Annotated in this window: 26 protein-coding genes and 3 tRNA genes; 14 read left to right on the forward strand and 15 right to left on the reverse strand. The window is 67.7% G+C overall.

Features of this window, described 5'->3' with window-relative positions:
• Positions 1-83 precede the first annotated feature (83 nt).
• The 5 genes from ASD13_RS16250 (at position 84) to ASD13_RS16270 (ending at position 3207) form a co-directional block, all read left to right on the forward strand.
• On the forward strand, positions 84-1352 hold the full coding sequence (locus ASD13_RS16250) for a sensor histidine kinase (RefSeq protein ID WP_017829927.1): 1269 nt from the start codon (positions 84-86) through the stop codon (positions 1350-1352).
• A complete protein-coding gene (locus ASD13_RS16255; RefSeq protein ID WP_055871558.1) occupies positions 1340-2029 on the forward strand; it encodes a LuxR C-terminal-related transcriptional regulator in 690 nt (229 codons plus the stop codon). The genes ASD13_RS16250 and ASD13_RS16255 overlap by 13 nt, the downstream gene beginning before the upstream one ends.
• Complete coding sequence (locus tag ASD13_RS16260; RefSeq protein ID WP_055871561.1) at positions 2026-2949, forward strand: hypothetical protein; 924 nt, start codon at positions 2026-2028, stop codon at positions 2947-2949. The genes ASD13_RS16255 and ASD13_RS16260 overlap by 4 nt, the downstream gene beginning before the upstream one ends.
• Before the next feature lie 85 nt (positions 2950-3034).
• Positions 3035-3108, forward strand: a tRNA-Ile gene (locus ASD13_RS16265).
• Positions 3109-3134: 26 nt separating this feature from the next.
• Positions 3135-3207, forward strand: a tRNA-Ala gene (locus tag ASD13_RS16270).
• Between the two features lie 53 nt (positions 3208-3260).
• On the opposite strand, the gene ASD13_RS16275 is transcribed toward ASD13_RS16270, so the two are convergent.
• From ASD13_RS16275 to ASD13_RS16290, 4 genes are all read right to left on the reverse strand, one after another.
• Complete coding sequence (locus tag ASD13_RS16275; protein ID WP_055871564.1) at positions 3261-3707, reverse strand: GNAT family N-acetyltransferase; 447 nt, start codon at positions 3705-3707, stop codon at positions 3261-3263.
• Between the two features lie 31 nt (positions 3708-3738).
• Positions 3739-4113, reverse strand: coding sequence for an HNH endonuclease (locus tag ASD13_RS16280; RefSeq protein WP_055871568.1), 375 nt, complete (start codon positions 4111-4113; stop codon positions 3739-3741).
• A 77-nt stretch (positions 4114-4190) separates the two neighbouring features.
• Positions 4191-5315: a M24 family metallopeptidase gene (locus tag ASD13_RS16285; protein ID WP_055871571.1), complete on the reverse strand. Its 1125-nt coding sequence runs from the start codon at positions 5313-5315 to the stop codon at positions 4191-4193.
• 20 nt (positions 5316-5335) lie between these two features.
• On the reverse strand, positions 5336-5782 hold the full coding sequence (locus tag ASD13_RS16290; protein ID WP_055871574.1) for a DUF1801 domain-containing protein: 447 nt from the start codon (positions 5780-5782) through the stop codon (positions 5336-5338).
• A 120-nt stretch (positions 5783-5902) separates the two neighbouring features.
• On the opposite strand from ASD13_RS16290, the gene ASD13_RS16295 reads away from it, so the two are divergent.
• A complete protein-coding gene (locus ASD13_RS16295; protein ID WP_055871577.1) occupies positions 5903-7498 on the forward strand; it encodes an amidohydrolase in 1596 nt (531 codons plus the stop codon).
• Positions 7499-7542: 44 nt separating this feature from the next.
• Positions 7543-7965, forward strand: coding sequence for an NUDIX hydrolase (locus ASD13_RS16300; protein ID WP_055871579.1), 423 nt, complete (start codon positions 7543-7545; stop codon positions 7963-7965).
• Between the two features lie 49 nt (positions 7966-8014).
• Here the strand turns inward: ASD13_RS16300 and ASD13_RS16305 are convergent, their stop codons facing one another.
• Both ASD13_RS16305 and ASD13_RS16310 read right to left on the reverse strand, forming a co-directional pair.
• A complete protein-coding gene (locus ASD13_RS16305; RefSeq protein WP_017829936.1) occupies positions 8015-8470 on the reverse strand; it encodes an aminoacyl-tRNA deacylase in 456 nt (151 codons plus the stop codon).
• Positions 8471-8526: 56 nt separating this feature from the next.
• Complete coding sequence (locus tag ASD13_RS16310) at positions 8527-9027, reverse strand: hypothetical protein (RefSeq protein ID WP_055871970.1); 501 nt, start codon at positions 9025-9027, stop codon at positions 8527-8529.
• Between the two features lie 147 nt (positions 9028-9174).
• Between ASD13_RS16310 and ASD13_RS16315 the strand changes: the two genes are divergently transcribed.
• The gene (locus ASD13_RS16315) at positions 9175-9732 is read left to right on the forward strand and encodes a peptidylprolyl isomerase (protein ID WP_021201367.1); all 558 of its coding nucleotides are present in this window, start codon (positions 9175-9177) and stop codon (positions 9730-9732) included.
• Positions 9733-9753: 21 nt separating this feature from the next.
• Entirely contained in the window at positions 9754-10644 is an 891-nt protein-coding gene (locus tag ASD13_RS16320) for a rhomboid family intramembrane serine protease (RefSeq protein WP_055871582.1), read from the forward strand.
• A 153-nt stretch (positions 10645-10797) separates the two neighbouring features.
• On the opposite strand, the gene ASD13_RS16325 is transcribed toward ASD13_RS16320, so the two are convergent.
• Positions 10798-11037, reverse strand: a complete 240-nt coding sequence (locus tag ASD13_RS16325; RefSeq protein WP_017829940.1) for a cell division protein CrgA — start codon at positions 11035-11037, stop codon at positions 10798-10800.
• A 103-nt stretch (positions 11038-11140) separates the two neighbouring features.
• On the opposite strand from ASD13_RS16325, the gene ASD13_RS16330 reads away from it, so the two are divergent.
• Genes ASD13_RS16330 through ASD13_RS16335 form a run of 3 tightly spaced genes read left to right on the forward strand, consistent with a single transcriptional unit; the run spans position 11141 to position 12748 of the window.
• Positions 11141-11935, forward strand: a complete 795-nt coding sequence (locus tag ASD13_RS16330; RefSeq protein WP_055871585.1) for a class E sortase — start codon at positions 11141-11143, stop codon at positions 11933-11935.
• Between the two features lie 28 nt (positions 11936-11963).
• Positions 11964-12119, forward strand: coding sequence for a hypothetical protein (locus ASD13_RS17590; protein WP_017829942.1), 156 nt, complete (start codon positions 11964-11966; stop codon positions 12117-12119).
• On the forward strand, positions 12116-12748 hold the full coding sequence (locus ASD13_RS16335; protein WP_055871588.1) for an anthranilate synthase component II: 633 nt from the start codon (positions 12116-12118) through the stop codon (positions 12746-12748). The genes ASD13_RS17590 and ASD13_RS16335 overlap by 4 nt, the downstream gene beginning before the upstream one ends.
• 31 nt (positions 12749-12779) lie before the next feature.
• Here ASD13_RS16335 and pknB read toward each other — a convergent pair whose 3' ends face one another.
• The 7 genes from pknB to ASD13_RS16370 are packed head-to-tail and all read right to left on the reverse strand — an operon-like array spanning position 12780 to position 21635.
• Positions 12780-14468: a Stk1 family PASTA domain-containing Ser/Thr kinase gene (pknB, locus tag ASD13_RS16340; protein ID WP_031205856.1), complete on the reverse strand. Its 1689-nt coding sequence runs from the start codon at positions 14466-14468 to the stop codon at positions 12780-12782.
• A gap of 46 nt (positions 14469-14514) precedes the next feature.
• On the reverse strand, positions 14515-16251 hold the full coding sequence (locus ASD13_RS16345; RefSeq protein WP_235562652.1) for a protein kinase domain-containing protein: 1737 nt from the start codon (positions 16249-16251) through the stop codon (positions 14515-14517).
• Positions 16248-17702 (reverse strand): peptidoglycan D,D-transpeptidase FtsI family protein, encoded by a 1455-nt coding sequence (locus tag ASD13_RS16350; protein WP_055871591.1) that lies wholly within the window; start codon positions 17700-17702, stop codon positions 16248-16250. Before ASD13_RS16350 ends, ASD13_RS16345 begins: the two co-directional genes overlap by 4 nt.
• Position 17703: 1 nt before the next feature.
• The gene (locus ASD13_RS16355) at positions 17704-19089 is read right to left on the reverse strand and encodes an FtsW/RodA/SpoVE family cell cycle protein (protein WP_017829947.1); all 1386 of its coding nucleotides are present in this window, start codon (positions 19087-19089) and stop codon (positions 17704-17706) included.
• Positions 19086-20387: a PP2C family protein-serine/threonine phosphatase gene (locus ASD13_RS16360; RefSeq protein WP_017829948.1), complete on the reverse strand. Its 1302-nt coding sequence runs from the start codon at positions 20385-20387 to the stop codon at positions 19086-19088. Before ASD13_RS16360 ends, ASD13_RS16355 begins: the two co-directional genes overlap by 4 nt.
• Before the next feature lie 7 nt (positions 20388-20394).
• Positions 20395-20913 (reverse strand): FHA domain-containing protein FhaB/FipA, encoded by a 519-nt coding sequence (locus ASD13_RS16365; protein ID WP_055871594.1) that lies wholly within the window; start codon positions 20911-20913, stop codon positions 20395-20397.
• A complete protein-coding gene (locus ASD13_RS16370) occupies positions 20910-21635 on the reverse strand; it encodes an FhaA domain-containing protein (RefSeq protein ID WP_055871597.1) in 726 nt (241 codons plus the stop codon). The genes ASD13_RS16365 and ASD13_RS16370 overlap by 4 nt, the downstream gene beginning before the upstream one ends.
• A 144-nt stretch (positions 21636-21779) precedes the next feature.
• On the opposite strand from ASD13_RS16370, the gene ASD13_RS16375 reads away from it, so the two are divergent.
• A tRNA-Leu gene (locus tag ASD13_RS16375) sits at positions 21780-21862 on the forward strand.
• Positions 21863-21953: 91 nt separating this feature from the next.
• Here the strand turns inward: ASD13_RS16375 and ASD13_RS16380 are convergent.
• Positions 21954-22451, reverse strand: a complete 498-nt coding sequence (locus tag ASD13_RS16380; RefSeq protein ID WP_017829951.1) for a MarR family winged helix-turn-helix transcriptional regulator — start codon at positions 22449-22451, stop codon at positions 21954-21956.
• A 79-nt stretch (positions 22452-22530) separates the two neighbouring features.
• On the opposite strand from ASD13_RS16380, the gene ASD13_RS16385 reads away from it, so the two are divergent.
• Complete coding sequence (locus tag ASD13_RS16385) at positions 22531-24642, forward strand: MMPL family transporter (protein ID WP_055871603.1); 2112 nt, start codon at positions 22531-22533, stop codon at positions 24640-24642.
• Positions 24643-24690: the final 48 nt, after the last annotated feature.

The raw sequence follows: 24690 nt of genomic DNA on the forward strand, positions 1-24690 counted from the left end.
AGCGGGCATGTTACGGAAAACCCGAATCGGAGTGTCCGGTTGACTCGGTGTCGTGCTCACCCGGCCCGCCGTACCTTGGAATCATGACCACTCAGACTGCGACCCCGGCTCCCGCAACGGCGGTGAAGCCGCCGTTGCGCATCTTCCTCACGATCCTGCACCTGGCAGGCGTCGGCATCCTCGGCGGTGCCATCTTCAGCATGCTCGGCGGGCTTCTCGGCACCGGCCTCGGCCTCCTCTTCGCCGCGGGCATCGGCCTCGTCCTGCTGGTGGGACTGGTCTACGCGTTGTACGGACTCGGCTGGTTCGAGGTCGCGCGCGTCGGCACGCTGTACCGCACGCCGATCGCTCCGCTGCGCCTGCAGCCGCGCGACCGCCCCGGGTTCGTCGGCTGGTTGCGTGCGCTCGGACGTCAGGCGATCGATGGGCGCATGTGGCGTGCGATCGCCAACTTCGCCATCTCCGCACTGCTCGGCTGGGTCGTCCTCCGTCTGTTCTGGGGCCTGGTGTGGTCGATCATCATCTCGTTCGCTCCCCTCACCGCGGCAGACTCCGTCATGGGGCCGTTCGGCGGCGGAGGCATCCCCGTCGCCTGGGCTCCCCTGGTCGGCATCCTCGGCATCGCGGCGTGCGTCGTCGGCATGATCGGGCTGGCCCTGCTGCATCGCACCCTGTCGCTCGCGATCGTGATCCGCAGCAAGGAGACCGAGCTCACCGAACGCGTGCGTACCTCCACGGCGCAGCGGGAAGGCGCCGTGCGGGCCGCCGACGTGGAGCGCACCCGCATCGAGCGCGACCTGCATGACGGCGTTCAGCCCCGACTGGTCTCGGTCGGCATGACCCTCGGACTCGCGCAGCAGAAGATCGACAGCGATCCCGACGCCGCGAAGGAACTGATCAACGAGGCCCACACCTCCACCAAGGCAGCCATCACCGAGCTGCGTCAGCTGGCCCGCGGCATCCACGCTTCGGTGCTTGACGACCGCGGTCTCGACGCTGCTCTGTCGGCACTCGCCGGACGCTCGCACATCCCCGTGCACCTCGATGTGCGCATGGAGGGTCGCTGCAGTCGCGAGGCCGAGGCCGCCGTGTACTTCTCCATCGCCGAATCCCTGACCAATGCGGCGAAGCACTCGCGGGCCAGTGAAGCGCGGGTGATCGTGCGGCTCCGCGAGGGCAACACCCTCTGGGCACGCGTGGAGGACAACGGCATCGGTGGCGCGCAGGTGCAGCCGGGAGGCGGACTCGACGGGATCGCCAACCGCATCCTCGCCGCGGGGGGAACCTTCCGTCTCGACAGTCCGCAGGGCGGACCGACCAGCCTGGAGGTGAACGTCCCATGCGCATCCTGATCTGCGAGGACTCGGTCCTGCTTCGAGAAGGTCTGGTCCGTCTTCTCGAAGACGCCGGCCACGACGTGGTCTCGGCCCTCCCCGACATCGAAGGTCTCGACCAGGCCGTCGCCACCACGGCGCCCGACCTGTGCATCCTGGACGTACGCCTTCCGCCGACATTCACCGACGAGGGCATCCGTGCCGCGCTCGGTCTGCGCTCGACGCATCCGACGCTCGCGATCCTCGTGCTCTCGCAGTACGTCGAGGAGCGGTACGCCTCGGATCTGATCGCAGCGCAGGGGGGTCCGCTGGGCTACCTGCTCAAGGACCGCGTCGCCGATGTCTCCGAGTTCCTCGCCTCCGTGCAGCGGATCTCCGAGGGGGCCACCGTGCTCGACCCCGAGGTCGTCGCGCAGCTGCTGACCCGTCGCAACCGGGACGACCGGATGCTGCGGCTCACCGAGCGCGAACGCACCGTGCTCGCTCTGATCGCGGAAGGGAAGTCGAACCAGGCGATCGCCGGGATCCTGTTCCTCTCGGAGGCCAGTGTCGAGAAGCACATCACCTCCATCTTCCAGAAGCTGGGCTTCGAGCAGGACGAGTCGGGAAACCGCCGCGTGCTCGCCGCCCTCGCCCACATCGAGAACACCGGTGGCCCGACGCCGCCGACCGGCCAGACAGGAGTGGCACGATGACCACCGACAACAACGGCACCCAGGGCGAGCACACCCCGCTCACCCCTCCGCCCGCATCCCCTCCCCAGGCGCCGGCATCGCCGTCCGCTCCGACGCCTCCTCCTTCGGGGGGTGGACGATCGTCGGGGGCCACCGCGGTCATGGTCGTGACCGCGGTCGTCGGCGGGCTCGCCCTGCTCGGGGCCGGGGGAACGGCAGCAGCCGCGGCGGCCGGGACCATCGTCTCCTCGAGCCGTCCTGATTCCGTGCAGAGCGTGGAGGTCGACGGACTCGAGAGCGTCGACGTCTCCGCCGACGCGAGCAGCATGCGGGTCGAGTTCGGCGATGTCGACGAGGCGACGCTCGCCATCACGAACGGCCGCGGTACGCCGTGGACGTTCGAACGCGACGGCGATGAGCTGGTCGTGCGGAGCCCCCAGGGGGTGTTCGGCTGGTGGATCGGCGGCTGGTTCGGCGACGAGGAGATCGCGGTGCTCACCCTCCCCGAGAGCCTGCGTGACGCGCGACTCGATGCCGACCTGAACCTCGATGCCGGCAGCCTCGACGTGGTCGGTGACTTCGGAGTGCTCGATGTGAGCGTGAGCGCCGGTGCGCTCGATGTCGAGGGAGCCGCGAAGGAACTCGACGTGCAGATGAGTGCGGGTCGCGCCGACATCCTCCTGGACGGCGTCACCATGGCCGATCTGGGTGTCTCCGCGGGTGATCTCACGGTGGAGCTGACGGGGACCCCTCCGACGCAGACGGCAGTCGACGTGAGCGCCGGGACCCTGGATCTGACGGTTCCCGACGTCGAGTACGCGATCACTCAGGACATCAGTGCCGGCACGTTGAACGCCGAGATCGAGGAGGCATCGAGCTCGCGCAGGAGCATCGACGTCTCGCTCTCGGCGGGTACCGCGACCATCAGACCGGGCCGCTGAACACGGTCGAGGGGGAAGACACTCCCGGGTGCTCCCCCTCGATTCGGATTTTCCGTGTTTCTCCGGTAAAGTCTTGGAGGTTGACGGGGCTATAGCTCAGGCGGTTAGAGCGCTTCACTGATAATGAAGAGGTCCCAGGTTCAAGTCCTGGTAGCCCCACTCCTTAACTCAAGAAAATCCCTTACGGGGCCTTAGCTCAGTTGGTAGAGCGCCTGCTTTGCAAGCAGGATGTCAGGAGTTCGAATCTCCTAGGCTCCACAGGATCGAGAAGCCCCCGGCACCTGCCGGGGGCTTCTTCTTTTCCTGCGCTGTCAGTCGAGATCGATCTCGTAGTGGATCATCCCCGACCGGGAGGCGACGCGATCGTAGAGGCCGCGGGCGGTGGTGTTCGATTCCGCCGTGAGCCAGTAGAGCTTCGCTGAGCCGTGCTGCTCGGCCCAGGCACGTACGTGAGCGATCAGTGCCCGGCCGACTCCGCCGCCACGAACCCCGGGAGCGACGAAGAGGTCCTCGAGGTAGCAGTAGTCCGTCATCGTCCACGTTCCCTGGTGTGTCAGCCAGTGCACGATGCCGACCGCGGCGCCGCGGTCGTCGCGCGCGATCGCTCCGCGGATGCCAGACCCGGGGTCGACGAGCCTTCGGAAGGTCGCCGCGGTGGTCGCGTCATCCAGGTCGGTCTCGTAGAAGGCCAGGTATCCCCTCCACAGGGCGTCCCATTCGGCGCGGTCGTCGGCAGTGATCGGCGCGATCGTCGTCATGAGTCGAGAGTAGCGAGTGTGGGCGGAGACGTCATTCGACAGGACGCAGTGCCTGCAGGATCATGGCGTGCCGCACGAGGAAGGTGCGCTCATCGAGCTTCTTGCGACGCAGCCAGGCGGTGACCTCGTCGTTGTGCTTGCTCGCATTGCAGGAGGCGCACGCCGGGACCACGTTCTGGAGCGTGTAGCGGCCGCCGCGCGACACGGGCTGGATGCAGTCGCGCTGCAGAGCGGCGCCTTCGCCGCCGCAGTAGGCGCATCCGCCCCAGGCCTCCATGAGGTCGTACCACTGCTCGTCGGTGAGGTCGTTGTCGACGCGCGCGAGCCGATTCTGTCGGCGCTTGGCATAGCGTGCACGGGTCGCCGGCGACACATTGGCGGAAGAGACCTTGCGGCGGCGGCGCATGGCCCGATGTTATCGCGGTAGGGAGCGGCGGTCAGCGCGTTCCGCCTCCCCCACCGCCCCGGAGGACATGCGGGGCGTCAGCCGAGGCCGACCGAGGTGAGCTCGTGCGGCGCGACGTTCAACCGCTCTCCCCCGTCGGCCGTGACCACGACGATGTCCTCGATGCGGGCACCCCATTCGCCGGCGAAGTAGATGCCGGGCTCGATGCTGAACGCCATGCCCTCGCGCAGCAACAGATCGTTGCCCGGGGCGATGTAGGGCTCCTCATGCACCGAGACGCCGATGCCGTGCCCCGTGCGGTGCAGGAAGGCCTCACCCAGGCCCGCCTCGGCGAGCACGCTTCGCGCTGCGGCATCGACCTCGGCTGCGGTGATTCCTGGACGCACGGCATCCACGGCCGCCTGCTGCGCCCGCACGAGAACCGCGATGCGCTCAGCCGCTGCGGCGTCGGGGGCGCCGACGGCGTAGGTCCTGGTGCTGTCGGAGTTGTAGCCGCTCGGCACCGCGCCGCCGATGTCGACCACGACCACATCGCCGCTCTCGATCACCCGGTCCGAGACCTCATGATGCGGGTCGGCGCCGTTCGGACCCGACCCGACGATCACGAACTCGACCGTGCGGTGGCCCTCGGCGACGATGGCTTCGGCGATGTCGGCGGCCACCTGGCGCTCGGTGCGTCCTGCCCGCAGCCACTCGTGCACGCGGCGGTGCACCGCGTCGATGGCGTCGGCTGCTCGACGCAGTTCTGTGATCTCTTCGGCGTCCTTGATCATCCGCCCCTCCCGCAGCACCGGAGTCGCGAGCTCGAGGCGCACGCCCAGTCGTTCGCCGATCGGGATGACGTGAAGGGCGGGAAGGGCGTCGGAGACACCCACGCGCGATGCGGTGCCCACGGTTGCGGTGACCAGTGCATACGGGTCTTCACCGTCGACCCAGTCGGCGATGGCGAGTCCGAGCTCGCCCACCGCGGTGGTGCGCACCTTCGCCAGTTCCATCCTCGGCACCACGACCGTCGGGGTGACGCCGGGTCCGAGCACCAGAGCTGTGAGTCGCTCGATCGTGTCGCCCTCGACGCCGACCAGATACTGCAGATCGGGGCCCGGTCCCACGATGATGGCGTCGAGCCCGGCCTCGGCGGCGAGGGAGGCGGCACGGGCGAGGCGGGCGGCGTAGACGGCGGCGGGGAAGGGCAGTGTGCTCACGCGCTCCACGCTACTGCGCGTCAGCTGATCGCGACACGGATGCGCTCGGCCAGGAAAGCGAGGTCTGCCTCCGTGAGATCGGTCACCGCATACGCGGTAGGCCAGACGGTGCCGTCGTCGAGGTTCGAGATCGGCTCGAAGCCGAAAGTGCCGTAGCGCACCTTGAACTTGCTCGCCGGCTGGAAGAAGCAGAGCACCTTCCCGTCGCGACCCCACGCCGGCATCCCGTAGTACGTGCGAGGGACGAGCTCGGGGGCGACCTCGGAGACGAGAGCGTGCAGCTTGTTCGACAGAGCCTGGTCTTCGGGAGTGAGCTTCTCGATGGCCTCCTTGAGGTCGGCCTCCCCCGCTGCCCGCAGCTCTTCCGGTGACTTCTTCGCCCGGGAACGCCGTGTGCGGGCCTCCTTCGCGGCAGCCTGCATGGCCTCGCGTTCCTCGGCGCTGAAGTTCTTCTCGTTCTCGGCCATGATCGGTCCTCTCGATGTGCTGCCGGTGTGGTGCTCACACTACGGAGGAAGGACACGGATGCGCTTCTCGATTCCTGATCGATCCCTCGCCGCGCCGCGCCCGAGTGCCAGACTGACGCCATGACGACAGTCTTCACCGGCCGCATCCGCCCGTTCGCGCCGAGCACAGACATCGAAGTCGAAGCCATGGCGGTCGACGACGCCACGATCGTGGCCGTGGGTTCGGCGGAGGAGATTCGCCGCACCTACCCCGACGCCGAGATGGTCGCACTCGACGGATGGGTCATGCCCGGGCTGATCGAGCCGCACGGGCATCCCGGGTTCGCCGCGATCCTTCTGTCCGATCTGGTCGTCGACCTCCGCCCCGTGGTCGTGCCCCAGGCCGAGGATGTCCTCGCAGCTCTGCGCACGGCGGTCGCGGAGGCCGACGGGGAACCCGTCTTCGCGAACGGATGGGACTCGCTGCTGCAGCGCGGACTCCCCGACCCCGACATCCGCTTCCTCGACGACCTCGCCGGCCGTGTTCCTCTCGTCGTGATCCACAACTCCGGGCACTCGGTCTACTTCAACACCGCCGCCGCGCTCGCTGCGGGTATCGACCGCACCACACCCGATCCGGTCGGCGCCTCGTTCGGTCGTGATGCCGAGGGGGAGCTCACCGGCGTCGCGCTCGAGGCGGCTGCGGTCGAGATGGTCGTCGCCCCGATGCTCGCCACGGCGCAGGAGCATCTCCCCCGCATCCTTCCTGCGCACCTGCGCGATCTGGCCGCGCGCGGCATCACCACCGTGTCCGACCTGTCGTGGAATCGAGGACTCGATCCGCTCATCGACGCCCTGCGCGCGAAGGGTGCGATGCCGGTGCGCCTGCGGTGGTACGAGATGTCCCGTCCTGGTGGGATTCCCTCCGCACGAGGCGGCGGCGATGCGTTCTTCCGCCAGACGGGCGTGAAGACGTGGTCGGACGGCTCTCCGTGGGTCGGCAACATCGCCACGTCCTTCCCCTATCTCGACACCCCGGCGACTCGTGCGCTCGGACTCGAGCCCCACCACATCGGGCGGGCGAACTACACCTCGGACGAGCTCTCGGCCATCGCCGAGCCCTATGCCGCCGTGGGCTGGCAGCTGGCCTGTCACGCGCACGGGGACCGCGCGATCGATGCGACCCTCGACGTCTACGCGCAGATCATCGCGCGGCACGGACTCACCGATCATCGGTTCCGGCTGGAGCACTGCGGCGCCATGACGCCAGCGCAGTTCGAGCGCGCGGCGTCTCTGGGAGTCACGGTCAGCCTGTTCGTCGACCACATCACGTACTGGGGCGAGGTGCTCGTCGATGACCTCTTCGGTCCGAAACACGGGGGCGCATGGGCGGATGCCGGCGCCGCGTTCGCAGCCGGTCACCGCGTGACGTTCCACAACGACGGGTGGGTCACCCCCGACGAGCCCTTCCGCAACATGGCAGTCGCCGAGACCCGCACCACCCGCAACGGGTATCGCATGCCCGGCGGCTCACCGGTCACCAGGGATCAGGCGCTCCTCGCGCACACGGTGAACGCGGCCTGGCAGCTGTTCAGCGAGCACGAGGTGGGTGCCCTCGCCCCCGGCCTCTTCGCGGACTTCATCGTGGTGGATCGCGACCCGGTCACGGTGTCCTCCGAAGACCTCGCCGCGACGCAGGTGAAGTCCACGTACGTGGCCGGTGTGCGAGTGGTCTGACGCGCTGTCATCGAGCGTCTTCGCCGACGGATAGTGTGTGATCCATGGACCTGCGTGTCGCGGCGTACGCGGTCGTCACCGATGACGACGGGCGATTGCTGCTCGCGCGCTGGACCGAGGGCCGCCGCGTGGCGTGGACGATGCCGGGCGGCGGGCTGGAGGCCGGTGAGTCGCCGGAGGACGCGGTGCGTCGCGAGCTTCGCGAGGAGACCGGCTACACGGTCAAGGTCGGCGAACTGCTCGGCATCCATTCCCGGGTGATCCCCGCCGGTCGTCGCGTGCAGAAGGCCGCGGATCCGCTGCATACCCTGCGCATCGTGTACCGCGCCGAGGTGACGGGTGGCAAGCTCCGGTTCGAGACCGGCGGTTCGACCGACATGGCCGAGTGGTTCCCCCTGAAGACGGTCGCGGAGCTGCAGCGCGTCAAACTGGTCGACATCGCGCTCAGGATGGCCGGCATCCTCTGACCGACCCTGTCGACGTGCGGCGCTCGTGCCGCGAACGCGGCGATGAGGATCAGCGCTCTTCGGGCACTGAGATGTCGGCGACGATGGCGCCGTACGCGGCGATCAGGTCGTCCGCCTCGACGAACAGGCTGTACCCATGGGCACCCGCGCCCATGGCGATCCGCTCACCGACGATCGACTCGTCGGCGTAGATCGGCCAATCCGTGGTGCTGCCGATCGGGACGATGGTTCCCCGTTCGTAGCCGGTCGCCGCGAGCGCCAACTCGGGCTCGGGCAGGCGCAGCTTGTTCACACCGACCAGAGCACGCAGCTTGGGCCAGGAGATCGATCGACCACCCGGCACGAGCGCGAACAGGAACGTGTCATCCGACCGCTTCACGACGAGGGTCTTCACGATGCCCGACGCCGGGATGCCGAGCAGTTCTGCTGCCTCGAAGAGGCTGCCGGCGGCGGGTCGTTCGCGGATCTCGATCTCGAGCCCCCGGGCCGCGGCCGCCTCCCTCACCCGGGCATGCTGATCGCCTCCGTCACCAGAGGCGACGGAGGCGGGGTCAGACGGCTTCACGCGTCGGGTGCGGCGAGCGGGTCGTCCGCGACCCAGAGCTCATCGTCCGCGCGCAGCGTCTGCCATGCGGCGTAGAGCACACCGACCGCCGCGGCAGCACCGAGGATGATCGCGATGATGGAGCCCAGGCCGGGGCCCGACTTCTGCGGCGCGGTCGCCTTGCGCACCTTCACGGCGACGCCGTGGCGCTTGGCGTTGGCGACGTCCCACGCGGTGAGAGCAGTTCCGACCACTCCGCCCACGATCGGCACGAACTTGTCGTCGACGACGTGCTTGCCGATCTTCACGCCGCGGTCGACGACCGGGGCGACACGGCGGTTGTACGTGTCCTGGATGACCGGCACGACCTGCTCACGATTGAGGTTGCCGAGCTGACGGCCGGCCTCACGGGCGACATCGGCGGCGTGACCGACGAGCACCTGCTGGTTCTCCCAGAGCTGGTTCGCGTCGTTCTGAAGACGACGCAGTTCCTTCTTCCGCTTGCGGCTGAGGCTCACGATGCTCTCCTGTCCATTGGAGTACGGGTTCCCCATCTTGCCACGAGAGGCTGGAAGCCGGGCGGGAATCGCCCGCCCCTTGCTTCTTCGACCGAACAGGGGTAGTCACCACGGCCAACTCACCGGAAGCTCTGCGAGAATGTTGACATGGCTCACGCTTCTCATGTCGCAACCCTGCACACCAACCACGGTGACATCGTCATCAACCTCTTCGGTGACCACGCCCCGAAGACGGTCAAGAACTTCGTCGGCCTGGCCGACGGCACCCAGGAGTGGACCGATCCCGCCACCGGCAAGCCCGGCGAGGGACCTCTCTACAAGGACGTCATCTTCCACCGCATCATCCCGAACTTCATGATCCAGGGCGGCGACCCGCTCGGACAGGGCGTCGGCGGCCCCGGCTACAACTTCGACGACGAGATCAACATGGAGCTCAACTTCAACGAGCCCTACATCCTCGCGATGGCCAACGCGGGCCTGCGTCGCAACGCCATCACGGGCAAGCCCGAGGGCACCAACGGGTCGCAGTTCTTCATCACGACCGACCCGACCCCGTGGCTGCAGGGCAAGCACACGATCTTCGGCGAGGTCGCCGATGACGCCTCCAAGGCCGTCGTCGACGCGATCGGCGCTGTGCAGACCGGTGCGGGCGACCGCCCCGTCGAGCCGGTCGTGCTGCAGTCGATCGACATCGTCGCGGCCTGACGACAGCTGCGGCCGATCCGGATGACCACGCCTGAGTTCACGAGCAATCGCGACAACTTCTGCTACCGGCATCCGGATCGGCAGAGCTTCGTGCTCTGCCAGCGGTGCATGCGCACCATCTGCCCCGAGTGCCAGACACAGGCGCCCGTGGGCGTCATCTGCCCGGAGTGCATGAGCGCCGATCGCAAGAACCGCACTCCCGCGCAGAAGAAGGCGGCACGACGCTGGCGCGGCGGCGGCGCCACCATGGCGATGACCCGCGGCGGCAAGCCAGTCGTGACCTACGCGCTGCTCGCGGTCACCTCGTTCATCGGCCTGCTGCAGCTGATCCCGGGGTTCAAGGAACCGATCATTCAGGCTCTGGGGTTCTTCGCCCTATTCCTGTACCCGAATCTCTTCGCCGTGCCCTTCGAGCCCTGGCGTCTTCTCACCGTGCTGCTCGTGCACGGCAGCTTCATCCACCTGGCGCTCAACATGCTCGCCCTGTGGATGCTGGGCCAGAGCCTTGAGCCCATGCTCGGCCGCACCCGGTACCTCGCCCTGTATCTGATCAGCGGTCTCGGGGGATCGGTGATGGTCGCTATCCTCGCGCCGGATTCGTGGACCGTGGGAGCCTCCGGGGCGATCTTCGGGCTCCTTGCTTCTCTGCTGATCATCGGCCGCCACATCGGCGCGAACGTTACCGGGATCCTCGTCATCCTCGGCATCAACTTGGCCTTCGGCTTCTTCGTCGGGGGCATCTCATGGCAAGCCCACCTGGGCGGAGCCCTCGTCGGAGCCCTCGTCGCCCTCATCCTCGTCAAGACGAAGCGCCGAGAACAGCGCACCCAGCAGATCGTGCTGCTGTCCGCGGTGGTCGTCCTGTTGATCGTCGTCGTGGCGTTCGTGCCGCCGCTCATCCTTTTGTCCTGATCCCGAGTTGTTAACAGGGTTGTTAGCCCCTGTGAATAACACCGGTGTAATTCTCCCCAGGCTGTGGATGGACCTGTGGATAACTTTCCCTCCAGGTGTGAGAAAGGCCCTCTCGCGATGCGAGAGGGCCTTTCTGGAAAGAAGGGGGGAGCGTCAGCGCCAGCGGGTGGTCATGAGGAAGCCGATCAGCGCGATGCCGAGGCCGATGGCCAGGTTCCAGTTCGACAGTCCCGGGATCGGGTACTGCATGCCGGAGATGTAGAAGACCAGGATCCACACGAGGCCCAGCAGCATGAAGCCGATCATCACCGGCTTGAACCAGACGGCGTTGGGAGCGGCCTCGCCTTCGGCGCGCTCGACGGCGGGTTCTTCAGTCTTGCGGTCACGTGCCATTCCGTCATTGTACCCATCAGACCTGTCCTCCGCCGAGGCACATATGCCCGCACAGACGGGGAGGCCTCGGCGTCCGCCCAGCGTTCCCGGATATGATCACCGCATGACTGCATCCGTCGTGCCTGGGGGGCGACGTCCGCGGCGGCAGCGACCACGCTCTCGCGCGACGTTCGCGAGTGTACTCGGCGAGCTCCTCCTCACTGCCGGCGTGGTGGTCCTCCTCTTCGTGGCCTGGCAGATGTGGATCGGCGACATCATCATCAGCGCCCAGAAGAACGATGAGGGGGCCGCTGTCTCGCAGGCGCTCGCACAGGCCGAGGCACCAGAGCTCCCACCCGTCGTCGAGGGTGAAGACGGTGTCACCACATACGTCCCGCCGGTGCCCGCAGCTCCGGCCGACGCCCAGTGGTTCGGACAGATGCACATCCCTCGATTCGGCGCGGACTACAACTTCGGGATCTTCGGGGGCACGAGCCGCGCACGCACCCTGGATCAGCAGGGCATCGGGGTCTACACGAACTCGAAGATGCCCGGCGAGGTGGGCAACTTCTCCCTCGCCGGACACCGCACCACCTGGGGCAAGCCGTTCAACCAGCTCGACAAGCTGCAGCTCGGCGACGCCATCGTCGTGGAGACGCCCGACGGGTGGTACACCTACCGCTTCCGCACCCTCGAATACGTGAAGCCCACGCAGACGGACGTGCTCGCCGATGTGCCGCAGATGCCGGAGCAGCAGACCGGAGAGCAGTACATCACCCTCACCGCCTGCTCCCCGCTCTACTCCCTCGCCGAGCGCATCGTCGCCTACGGGGTCTTCGAGAGCTTCCAGCCGCGCGCTGAGGGCCCGCCGACCGCTCTGACCGACCCGCCGCCCCCGCCGGCCGCACCATCGGTGTGATCGTGGACGTCGACAAGGGAGAAGACTGATGTACGCCGCAATCTGGCGCCTGCTGCCCGGTCCGTGGTGGCTGCGTGTGCTCATCCTCGTGGTCGTCATCGCCGCCGTGCTCTACGGACTGTTCTGGTACGTCTTCCCCTGGGTGAGCCCGATCATCGCTCCGGGCGAGGTCGACGTCGAATGACGCGAGTGCTCGTGGTCGACAACCACGACAGCTTCGTGCACACCCTGGTCGGATACCTGAGCGAGCTCGGGGCCGACACCGTGTTGATCGAGTCCGACGCCACCGATGCCGCACAGCTCGAGCACATGCTCCCCGCATACGACGCGGTGATGCTCTCGCCCGGGCCGGGCACCCCGGCCGACGCCGGTGCCTCGCTCGACGCGGTGCGCATCGCCACGCGGCTGCGCATACCGACCCTCGGTGTGTGCCTCGGGCATCAGACGATCGGTGAGGCCTTCGGGGCACCGGTGATCGCCGCGCCGGAGCTCATGCACGGCATGGTGTCGGCGGTCACGCACGACGGCTCCCCGCTGTTCGACGGCATCCCCTCTCCGTTCGACGCGGGTCGCTATCACTCGCTGGCGCTCGCGGCGTCCGACCTGCCCTCCGATGTCATCGTGACCGCCTGGACTGAGAACGGCACGGTGATGGCCCTGGCGCACCGTGACCTGCCGCTGTGGGGTGTGCAGTTCCATCCGGAGAGCGTGCTCACCGAGGGAGGCTACCGGCTTCTGGCGAACTGGCTGGAGCTGTGCGGGGACGAGAATGCCGTGGCGCGCGCAGAGGACCTGCACCCGCTGTCGAGGTGACGGGCGGGGTCGGCTCTCCGACCTGCGACCGCTATCCGGTGCAGAAGAAGATCTGCACCGATGAGCCGACGGGAACGTCACCCGGAGCCACCGACATCGAGTGGACGGTCGCCGGCTGTGTGGCCGGGCACTCCGCCGTCTCGGCCGGCACGGCGACCAGACCGAGATCGCCGAGGTTGGTCGTGGCGGCATCGACGGTCCAGCCGACGAGGTCGGTCAGCGTCACCTTGCCGCTGGCCACGACCAGGTTGATGACGGTTCCCGGATCCAGTTCGGTCTCGGCCTTCTCACTGGCGGAGATGACGGTGTTCGCCGCCAGGGCCTTGTCGTTGCGTTGGATGACCGTGCCGAGCTCGAGCCCCGCCGCCTTCAGCGCGTTCGTGGCGTCGCCGAGCGCCATGCCCTCGATCTTGGGCATGACCACGGTCTCTTCGCCCGCGGAGACGTACAACGTGACCGTGGATCCCTCCTCCACCGAGACGCCCGCTTCGGGGTCGGTGCGGATCACGTTGCCTTCGGCGACCTCGGAGCTCGTCTCGATCACGATCTTCGACGAGAGGTCGAGCCCTGCGAGGTCGTCCTGCGCGCGTTCCGAGGAGACGTTGACGAGGTTCGGGATGATCCGTGAGCTGCTCGACACCTCAGGGGGCCGCATGCTGATCGTGACGACCCAGAACAGCACGGAGGCCAGCAGCACGGCGAGCAGAGCCACGCCCGCCCAGATCCACGCGACCGGCGGACCGGACTGGGTTCTGGTCATGGTCGTGTCGGTGCTGAGCTGACGCAGCGACCGCGCGGTCTCCTGCGCCTGCCGCGGGCTCGCGCCGTAGAGCTCGCTGGTCAGCGCTCCGAGTTCCTTGCGGGTCGGAGCGTTTCCCGTCATGGCGGAATCCAAGGCCGCGCGGAAGTGCGCGGCATCCGGGTATCGCTGGTACGGGTCCTTCGCGAGCGCGCGGAGCACGATCGGGTCGAGGGTGCGGGGAGCTTCCTCGTTCACCTCGGTCGGAGGAACGGGGGTCTCGCTGACGTGCTGGTAGGCGACGGCCACCGGTGACTCGCCCCGGAAGGGCTGGCGGCCCGTCAGCAACTCGTACAGGACGACACCGGTGGAGTAGAGGTCGGCTCGAGCGTCGACGGGCTCGCCCTTCGCCTGCTCCGGCGAGAAGTAGGCGGCGGTCCCGATGATCTGGGTGGTCTCCGCCACGGTCGACGACGAGTCGGAGACGGCTCGGGCGATCCCGAAGTCCATCACTTTGACCTGACCCTTGTCGGTCACCATCACGTTGCCCGGCTTGATGTCGCGGTGCACGACACCGGCGCGATGCGAGTAGTCGAGCGCCTCGAGGATGCCGTCGACGTAACGCACCGCGTCGGCCACCGGCACGGGGCCGGCGGAGATGATGTCCTTGAGCAGGGTGCCCTTGACGAGCTCCATGACGATGTACGGCGGCTCGTCGGAGCCGATCTCACTCGTCGACGGGTCGCCGGCGTCGAAGACGCGGACGATCGACGGATGCGACATGCGCGACGCAGCCTGCGCCTCGAGCCGGAATCGGTTGCGGAAGGCGGTGTCACGCGCCAGTTCGGGGTCGAGGACCTTGATCGCGACCTCGCGCCCGAGCGTCAGGTCGTACCCGCGGTACACCTTCGCCATTCCGCCATGCCCGATGAGCTCGTCGACGCGGTACCGGCCCGCGATGACTCGTGGCTCTGTGGACACGGATGACCCCCCCTGGAAACTACTCTTGCTGAAACTGAACTACAGGTTACCCGTCGGTGCCGGTGTCCCCATCGCCGGGATTCGCTGCCGCGGTGATCGTGACCGAGAGCGGCGGAGAGGCGGCCGAGGTGCGCTGGTCGCCGCCGGAGCACATGCCCTGGTAGGTGACGATGAGCTGCTGCCCCTCGGCGTCGGCGATCTTCACCTGCGTGTTGCGCTGGGTCGGCTGGAAGTTCGGTCCGCCCGAAACGAACGAGCCGTTCTGCACCGAGACGACGTAGCCGGAGAGGGTCGTGCCGCTGGGGCAGGTGAAGCCGGTGCCCCAGGAGATCGTCACCGTGGAGCCGGCGACGGGGTCACCGGTGATGGTCGGGGCATCGCTCGGCGTCGGCAGACCGGCGCGAGCGGCGTAGACCGTCAGGGTGATCGGCTGGGTGGTCTCGACGTTGCCGGAAGGCGCAACGCGGTAAACCGTGCCGACCTCGGCATCGGTGGGCGCCGGGTCGCCGTCGACGCAGGTGATCTCGCTGTTGAAGCCTGCTTCGGTCAGCGTGGCGGTGGCCGCCCCGCAGTCCTTGCCGTTCAGATTCAGCGCGGTCACATCGACGCGGGTCACCTCGGGTGTCGGAGTCGGCGTCGGCGTCGGGGTGCGGGATGCCGACGCGCTGGGCGAGGCCGAGGGCTTGTCGTCGCCGTTGCCCTGGTTCGCCAGCATCGCCCACACCGTTCCGCCGAGCACGATGACCAGCAACGCGATCAGGGCGATCAGCGGCCAGGTCCACGGGCTGCGCTTCTTCTTCTTCTTCTCCTCTTCCGCAGCGTCCTCGGTGGGCAGCTGAGCGGTGGTGGGGAGGATGCGCGTGGTGCCGTCGTCGCCAGAAGCGTTCAGAAGCCTGGTCGCGTCGTCGCCGCCGGCGATGCCGCCGGTCGCGATGGCGGGAACGGCGATGGCCGCCGAGTTCAGATCTCCGCGACGCAGGGCCTGGGCCGCGCGTGCCACCGTCGCCGATGACGACGGACGGTCACTGGGCTTCTTGGCGATCATGGCCATGACCAGGTTCTGCACCGGGATCGGAACGGTGGGCGGCAGGGGCGGCGGCTGCTCGTTGATCTGCGCCATCGCGATCGCCACCTGCGACTCGCCGGTGAACGGACGCTTGCCTGCCAGGCACTCGTACGCGACGATGCCCAGCGAGTAGGTGTCGGTCGCGGGCGATGCCGGGTGTCCTGATGCCTGTTCGGGCGAGAGGTACTGCACGGTGCCCATGACCTGACCGGTCGCGGTGAGCGGCACCTGGTCGGCGATGCGGGCGATACCGAAGTCGGTGATCTTGACGCGGCCGTCGGGCGTGATCAGCAGGTTGCCCGGCTTGATGTCGCGGTGCACGAGGCCGGCGGCGTGAGCCGCCTGCAGAGCGGAAGCCGTCTGGGCCACGATGTCGAGCGTCTTGTCGGCGCTCAGCGCGCCGTCGCGCTCGAGCACGGTCGAGAGCGCCTCGCCGGGCACCAGCTCCATCACGAGGTAGGCGCTGCCGTTCTCCTCGCCGTAGTCGAACACGCTGGCGATGCCCTCATGGTTGACGAGAGCGGCGTGACGGGCCTCGGCCCGGAAACGCTCGAGGAACCCGGGGTCCCCCATGTACTCGTCCTTGAGGATCTTGATGGCGACGGTACGTCCGATGACGTGATCCGTCGCTTCCCACACCTCGCCCATGCCACCGATCGCGATACGCGACTGCAGCTCGTAACGACCACCGAACGACACACCCTGCGTCGGCCTCATCTGCCCAGCACCGCCTCTATGACCTTCTTCGCAATCGGAGCGGCGATGGTGTCGCCGCTACCTGATTGTCCCTGTCCGCCGCCGTCTTCGACGACGACCGCTACTGCGACCGCGGGGTCGTTCGCCGGCGCGAAGCCGGTGAACCACAACGTATGCGGCCTGTTTCCGTTCTCTGCGGTGCCCGTCTTACCGGCCACGTCGATCCCGTCTATTCTTGCACCCTGGGCCGCGCCCGTAGCGACGCTCGCGACCATGGCTGCGGTCACGTTGTTCGCCACGTCGGCCTCCATCGCCCGTCCGAACTCGCTGTCCTGGAACGCCTTGATGACGGAGAGGTCGTTCCCGATCACGGCGTCGACCATGCGCGGGTTCATCACGACGCCGTCGTTCGCGAGTCCGGCAGAGACCATGGCCATCTGCAACGGGGTCGCGGTGACCTTGCCCTGGCCGAATCCGGTCAGCGCGGTCTGGGCGTCATCGAGGGCGCGCGGGTAGCTCGAGGCCGTCGAGGTCAACGGCGTGTCGAACGTCTGGTTGAACCCGAGCTTGTCCGCCATCTCGCGGATGGTGTCGTCGCCGAGCTCCACGGCGAGCTCGGCCATCGGGATGTTGCAGCTGAGCCTGATCGCCTCGGCGATCGTGACCGTCTCGCCGGGGCCGCAGGTGCCGCCCCAGGCGTTGGAGACGCGGTTCGTCGAACCGGGCAGGGTGTAGGAGATCGGGTTCGGCAGCGTCGAGTCGGGAGTCCAGTTGCCTGTCGCGTAGGCAGCGGCCGCGACGACGACCTTGAACGTCGAACCGGGAGGGTTCAGATCGCCCGCGATCGCCCGGTTGGACAGCGGCTTGTTCGCATCGGCGACCAGCTGGTCGTACGTCGCATTCGCCGCATCCGCGTCGTGCGTCGCCATCAGATTGGCGTCGAAACCCGGGGTCGAGACCATCGCCAGGATGCGTCCCGTCTTCGGGTCCATCGCGACGACCGCGCCCTTGAGCCCGTCGAGGGCCTCGTAGGCAGCCCGCTGCGCCGCGGTGTTCAGGGAGAGCTCCACGCTGTAGCCGCGCTGCGGCTGGCCGGAGAGGATGCGCTCGACCTCGCCGAGGAACGCGTTCGAGCCGGTGCCGGAGAGCTCGGCGTTCATGGCCCTCTCGATGCCGGTGCTCGAGCCCAGAGCCGGGTTGAAGTACCCGGTCACCGGCTCCCACATCGGGGCATCGGTGTAGACGCGCTGGAACTGGTACCGGTCGTCGCTGGGCACCGAGCTGGCGATCGCGACACCGTCGACGATGATCGACCCTCGCTGGATCTCGTAGCTGTCGAGCCGGGTGCGCTTGTTGTTGCTGTTCTGGGCCAGCGCATCCGCCTCGACGACCTGGATCCAGCTGGTCGCGGCGAAGAGGGCGATGAACATGAACAGCATGATGATGCTGAGACGGCGGAGTTCCTTGGTCATGTCAGCCGATCACCACCCTGGGCTGACGGCGCACCCCGTCGGAGATGCGCAGCAGCAGCGCCACGATGAGCCAGTTGGCCACGAGGGAGGAGCCGCCCGCCGCGAGGAACGGTGTGGTCAGACCGGTCAGCGGGATGAGGCGGGTGACACCACCGACCATGATGAACACCTGCAGCGCGATCGTGAACGAGAGCCCGGTGGCCAGCAGCTTGCCGAAGTCGTCCTGTCCCGCGAGGCCGATGCGCATGCCGCGGCTGACGAACACCATGTACAGGCAGAGGATCGCGAACAGTCCGATCAGTCCGAGCTCTTCGCCGAGGCTGGTGATGATGTAGTCGCTGTGGGCCAGAGGCGTGACCTCCGGGCGGCCCTGGCCCCAGCCGGTGCCCATGAGTCCACCGCGTGCAAGTCCGAAGAGCCCCTGCATGGGCTGGTACCCGGCGCCGTCGGGGTCGACCTGATCGGCATCGAACAGGAACAGCCAGTTGATGAAGCGGCCCTGCACATAGCTGAGGATCTGCGTCGCGAGGGCGACACCGGCGACCACGAGGGCGAGGCCGATGAGCACCCAGCTGGTCTTGCCCGTCGCGACATAGAGCATCGCGACGAACATGCCGAAGATCAGCGTTCCCGTGCCGAGGTCGCGCTGGAACACGATGATCCCCAGCGAGATGAGCCAGACGACGAGCACGGGGCCGAGCTCGCGCATGCGGGGCCAGGTGATGCCCATCACGCGCTTGCCGACGGAGGTCAGGCTCTCGCGGGTGCGCACCAGATAGCCGGCGAAGAAGATGGCCAGGCAGATCTTTGCGAGCTCACCCGGCTGGAAGGCGAACGCACCGCCGAGCGACACCCAGACCGCCGCGTTCGCGTCCGGGATGCGCAGGCCGGGCACGAACGGCAGCAGCAGGAGCAGGATTCCGGCGAGGCCGAAGATGTAGGTGTACCGGAACAGGATGCGGTAGTTGCGCAGCAGGATGACCACCGCGATCGCACCCGCGAGCGAGATCGCGGTCCACGCGAGCTGCTTGGTCGAGTAGGCGTTCCAGCCGGTGTTCTTGAAGGCGATGTCGATCCGATAGATCATCGCGATGCCGAGGCCGGTGAGCAGGGTCGCGATGGGCACGACGAACGGGTCGGCGTCGGACGCGACGAAGCGCAGCACGATGTGCAGGGCGAAGGCGAGAGCGGCGAGGCCGCCACCGATCGCCAGGATCATCGGGTCGATCACGCCGAGTGCGCCCAGCTGCACGAGCGTCAGGGCGGCGCCGCTGATCGCGCACGCGAACAGCAGCAGCCAGAACTCGCGGTTGCGCTGGTTCTGCGGCATCCGGATGCGTTTGAGGGCCTTGATGACACTGGTGTCGGCCGCGACGTCGGTGCTCATCCCTCACCGCCTTCGGGGGTGTCGACAGGTGTCGGCATGGGCGTGGGCAGCGGGGTCTCGATCGTGTTCGCGTCGGCACCCGCTTTGAGCCGGTCCACGATCGCCATCGCGTCGGAGAGTGAGCGCGCGGTGATGGTGCGCTCGACCGATGCCCGCTGGTACGGCGGCAGGTTCGCGAGGAGGATGTCGGTGTCCTGGATCGGGGTCGACAGCGTGATCGGTCCGATGTTCTGCTGCACGCCCTGGAAGATCACCACGCTGTCCTCGTCGGCGCCGATGAAGTAGCGCGTCTGGGTCCAGCTGTACGCGGCGAAGGCGGTCACGCCCAGCATCGCGATCACCACGAGAGCACCGGCGATCCAACCGAGTCGACGGCGCTTGGCACGGCGACGATCCTCTTCGATGAGCTCCTCGAGGTACTCGGGGGCCGGCTCGAAGTGGCTCGGCTCGTTCGCGGCCTGGCGCACCGGGTGCAGCCAGTTGCCGCGGGGAGGGCGCACCGGGGGTACGTACACGCCGTCGGGGTTCGAGGCCGAGCCCACGATCGTGGGCGTGCCCGAGTGGATCGGGTGCTGCCCGCCGACGTCGACCAAGACGATCGTGACGTTGTCGGGCGCTCCGCCGTCGAGCGCCTGCTTGAGGAGGTTGTCGGCGGTGCGTCCTGGAGCGAGGCCGAGCTGCATGGCCTTGAGGATGTGGGGTTCGTCGACCACGCCGGAGAGTCCGTCGGAGCAGAGCAGCCAGCGGTCGCCGGGTTGCGTGTGCATGACGAACATGTCGAGCTCGGGGTCGGAGTCCATGTCGCTGAGCACGCGCATGAGCACGGAGCGGCGGGGGTGGTAGCGCGCCTCTTCCGGGGTGATGCGGCCCGAGTCGACCAGGCGCTGCACGAAGGTGTGGTCGGCGGTGATCTGCGTCAGGGCGTCGTCGCGGTAGAGGTAGATGCGCGAGTCGCCGATGTGGCCGATGACCGCGTACTCGTCGACCATGATGATCGCGCTGACGGTGGTTCCGAGACCGGCGAGCTCCGGTCGATCCTTCGCGGCACGGATGAGGTCGCCCGCTGCCGTGGTGGCCGCGGCCTGCAGTGAGGCTTGCGCGTCTTCCGTCGACGCATACGGCTGGTCGAGGGGCTCCAGACGCTGGATCGCGATGCTCGAGGCGACGTCACCACCGGCGTGGCCGCCCATGCCGTCGGCGACGACGAAGAGGTTCGCTCCGGAGTAACCGGAATCCTGGTTGTTGGAGCGGACCTTCCCGGTGTGGGAGATCGCGACGCTCGAGCCTTCGAAGACCATGCCGGCGTCAGGCTCGCAGCTCGAAGGTCGTGGCGCCCACCTTGATGGGCGTGCCGAGCGAGAGGGCGACGGGCGAGCCGGAGACGCGCTGGCCCGCGACGAAGGTGCCGTTGGTGGAGTCGAGGTCCTGGATCGCCCAGCTGTCGCCGCGCAGCATCAGGCGCGCGTGGTGACTGGACGTGTAGTCGTCACGGATCACGAGAGCGGACTCACTGGAGCGGCCGATCGTGAGGGAGTCGGCGCTGAGCGGCAGCTCGAGGCCCGCCTTGGGGCCTGAGGTGATCACGAGACGCTTGGCGGTCGCGACCGTCGCCGGTCCGGTCGACGGGCGGGCGGATGCCGGCTTCGAAACGGGGGCCGCGGGTGCACCCGCCGCCACAGGTGCCCCTGCCGTCGCCTCGACGGGGAGCTTGCGCACCCGCACACCGAAGAGGTCGGCGCGCAGCGAGTACACGACACCGAACACGAAGAACCACATCAGGAGGAGGAACCCGATGCGCAGGAGAAGAAGGATCAGTTCACTCAACCGAGGGCTCCGAACGCTCGGGTGGCGTCGTCGCCTCTGCCCGCAGGACGCGAGGGTGCGGCCACGGGGACGATGCGGAACACCAGGTCGGTGCGTCCGATCGTGATCGTCGTGTCTGTCGGGAGGGCGGCTTCGCGCAGCTTCTGCCCGTTGACCTTCGTGCCGTTGGTGGAACCGAGGTCGCGCATCATGGCGCGCTCGCCGTCCCACAGGATCTCGACGTGCTTGCGGCTCGACCCCGCGTCAGCGATCGTGATGTCGGCATCCGAGCCTCGACCGATCACGGTGCGGGCGCGGGAGATGGAGTGGCGACGACCGTCGACGTCGACCACGGCCTGCCAGCTGACGCGGCCCTCGACGGTGCCCGAGCTCACGCGCACCGTGCCGGTGGCGACCTTCTCGTCGGCTTCGAGGCTGATCGAGAGCGGGCCCGCGAAGCTGTAGCCCTGCGACGTGGCGTGCGTGGTGAGAAGAGCGTGCAGCTCGTCCGTGAGGGCGCCGCCGAGCCCGCGCATCCGCTCCGCATCGTCGGCGCTCAGACGCACCACGAAGCTGTTGGGCGCGATGATGCGATCGCGGCTCACGACCGCGGCCTTCGTGTCGGCTTCACGCCGCAGCGCCGAAGCGATCTCCACAGGCTGGATGCCGCTACGGAAGGTCTTGGCGAACGCGCTGTTAACTGCGCGTTCGAGACCCTTCTCAAAGCTGTCAAGTAGTCCCACTGGGCTCCTCTGGCATGCCGACTGGTAGACACATCGTAGCCAGGTGTCCTGGGGGAACGCCGCCGATGGCCCTCCAGGCATGTGCAACGAGGCCGAAAACGCATGATATCTTTGGGAAGTTGAGTTCTTCGGAACGAGACACTCGCGCGAGTGGCGGAATGGTAGACGCGCTGGCTTCAGGTGCCAGTGTCCGTAAGGACGTGGGGGTTCAAGTCCCCCCTCGCGCACAGCGAGATGAAGGGCCCGGTCCATGGATCGGGCCCTTCGCTTTTCCGGAAACGCCGATCGATCGGGGTCACCCTGCGGCTCCGGCGCCCTTCATTCGGAGTCCGATGATCCCGAATGGGCGTGCCGCCGCAGAGACTCACTGACCTGCCGCAGGTAGCGGGTGATCACGTCTTGTTCGGCCGGCGTGAAGGCGTCCAGTTCGGCGTCGATCCCCATGATCATGGGGATCAGGCGACCCATCGCCTTGTCACGCGACGCGCGCCGCGGAGCTACGAGGATTCCTCGGCGGTCGTTCGGGTGGGGTTCTCGGGAGACGTGGTCGAGCGCGACGAGGCGGTCGATGGACGTGGTGGTAGCGCCCGCGGACAGCCCCACTCTCCGCGCGAGCTCGGTCGGGGCCAGAGGACCGCTCATGAGCAGGTGCTCCATCACCTGCAGATCGGTGGGGTTGACCCCGAGTTCATCCGCGAGGGAGGACTCGAAGACTTCGCTGAGTTCGATGAAGTCCCGAAGTAGGGCCGTCGCCGGACGGGCAGGGATGAAGTCCGCCCCGTCGGCGTCGAAAGGTGGCACCCCGCTCGATTGCATGACCTCCACGATATCGCTACTATCTTTCGATAGTCATATAGTTTGATGATCGAACTACTATCCAAGGTTGGGACTTTTCATGGGCGCACTCACACGGTTCCTGACGTCCGCGAAGACATCGTGGATCATTCTCGTGATCACGGCGCTCGCCGCAACCGCGCTGTTCGCGCTCGCCGGCAGCGAGGAGTCCGAGACAGCCCCGTCGGTCGGTCTGCCCTCTTCCGCCGAATCCGTCAAGGTCGATCAGTTGCTCGAAGAGTTCCCCAGCGCCGACGCGACCTCGGCGCTGCTGGTCTTCGCCTCCGAAGACGGCGTGCTCGACGAGAAAACGCTCTCCCTCATCGATCAGAAGGCATTCGGCGATCTCGCCGCGCTCGCCCTCGACGGCGCCGTACCGCCCGCTCAGGTCTCCGACGACGGAACGGTCGCCCTCGTGGTGGTGCCTCTCGAGCCGGAGCCCGACGTTGCGGAGCAGACTGCACGCGCGCAGGAGATCCGCGACATCGCCGCTGCGGACCTGGAGGGAGTTCGCGTCTATCTCACCGGCGCTGAAGGCTTCGAGGTCGACATCGCCGCCGTGTTCGACGGGGCGGACTTCACCCTTCTCCTCACCACCGTCATCGTCGTCGCCGTTCTGCTGCTCATCACCTACCGCAGTCCATGGCTGTGGATCGTCCCCCTCGTCGTCATCGGCCTGGCCGACGCACTCGCGGGAATCGTCGCCCGACAGGTCGCCAGCGCCGTCGGCATCCAGCTCGATGCGTCGATCACGGGCATTCTCTCCGTGCTCGTCTTCGGCGCGGGGACGAACTATGCGCTCCTCCTGATCGCCCGCTACCGTGACGAACTGCGTCTGCATGAGAGTCGCAGAGAGGCTATGCAGCGGGCCCTTCGCGGAGCAGGTCCCGCCATCATCGCCAGCGGCTCGACGGTCGCACTGGCACTGCTCACCTTGCTCCTCGCCGAGATCGCGGGCAACCGTGCGCTGGGGCTGGCCTGCGCCGTCGGCATCGTCGTCGCGATGTTCTTCGCGCTCTTCGTGCTGCCCGCTGCTCTCGTGCTCTTCGGCCGCGGCCTGTTCTGGCCCTACATCCCCCGGTTCCAGTCGCCCGACGCGATCTCCCGCAGCGTCTGGGGGAAGCTCGGTCGCGGAGTGTCGAAGCGCCCGGTCGTGGTGGCGACGGTCGGATTCGTCGTTCTCGGCGCGATGGCCAGCGGGTTGCTGTTCGTGCAGACCGGACTCTCCCAGAACGACCGCTTCCTGCAGAAGCCCGAAGCGGTGCAGGGTCAGGAGGTCCTCGCCGAGGCGTTCTCCGCTGGAACCACCTCCCCCGCCATCGTCGTCGTTCCTGTCGAGGACGCCGAGGCGGCGACCACCGCTCTCGCGGATCTTGACGGTGTCGACGCGGCGAGGCCGGGAGAGACGACGGATGAGTTCGCGCGGATCGATGTCACCCTCGACGCCAGCGCCGAGACCGACGCGGCTTTCGCCACCGTCGAACGCATGCGCGAAGCGCTCGACGACGTCGGATCGGGCGAAGGGCTCGTCGGAGGGCTCGACTCGCAGGCGCTCGATGTCGCCGAAGCCCAGGCCCGGGATCAGGCTCTCCTCATCCCCCTCATCCTCGCGCTGGTCTTCGTCGTGCTCGTGCTCCTTCTTCGGGCCTTCGTCGCGCCGCTGCTGCTCCTGATCGCCGTCGTCGCCAGCTTCTTCTCGGCGATCGGGGTGAGCTGGTGGTTGTTCCAGTCGCCACTCTTCGGATTCCCCGCCATCGATACGAACGTGCTGCTGTTCAGCTTCCTGTTCCTCGTCGCGCTCGGTGTCGACTACAGCATCTTCCTCGTCACCCGTGCGAAAGAGGAGGCCGCCCGACTCGGCACCAGCCAGGGCATGATTCGTGCTCTCGCCGCGACGGGCGCCGTGATCACCAGCGCCGGCATCCTTCTCGCCGCGGTGTTCGCCGTCCTGGGCGTTCTCCCCCTCATCACGCTGACGCAGATCGGCGTCATCGTCTGCATCGGCGTGCTCATCGACACACTCCTCGTGCGGACGGTCATCGTCCCCGCACTCGCGTTCATCACTCGTGACAGGTTCTGGTGGCCCCGCCGGCCCGCTCTGACCGATGCCGAGGCCGCCCGACAGGGCGCCGACGCACTCGCGCCCGAACAGCCGCACGCGCTCTCCCGTTGACGGCGGACGCCCATGCGCGGTGGTGGAACATCCGCCTGCGGTACGACG

Origin of the sequence: Microbacterium sp. Root1433D1 (assembly GCF_001426835.1) — a bacterium.
In the GTDB taxonomy this organism is placed as follows: Bacteria; Actinomycetota; Actinomycetes; order Actinomycetales; family Microbacteriaceae; genus Microbacterium; species Microbacterium maritypicum.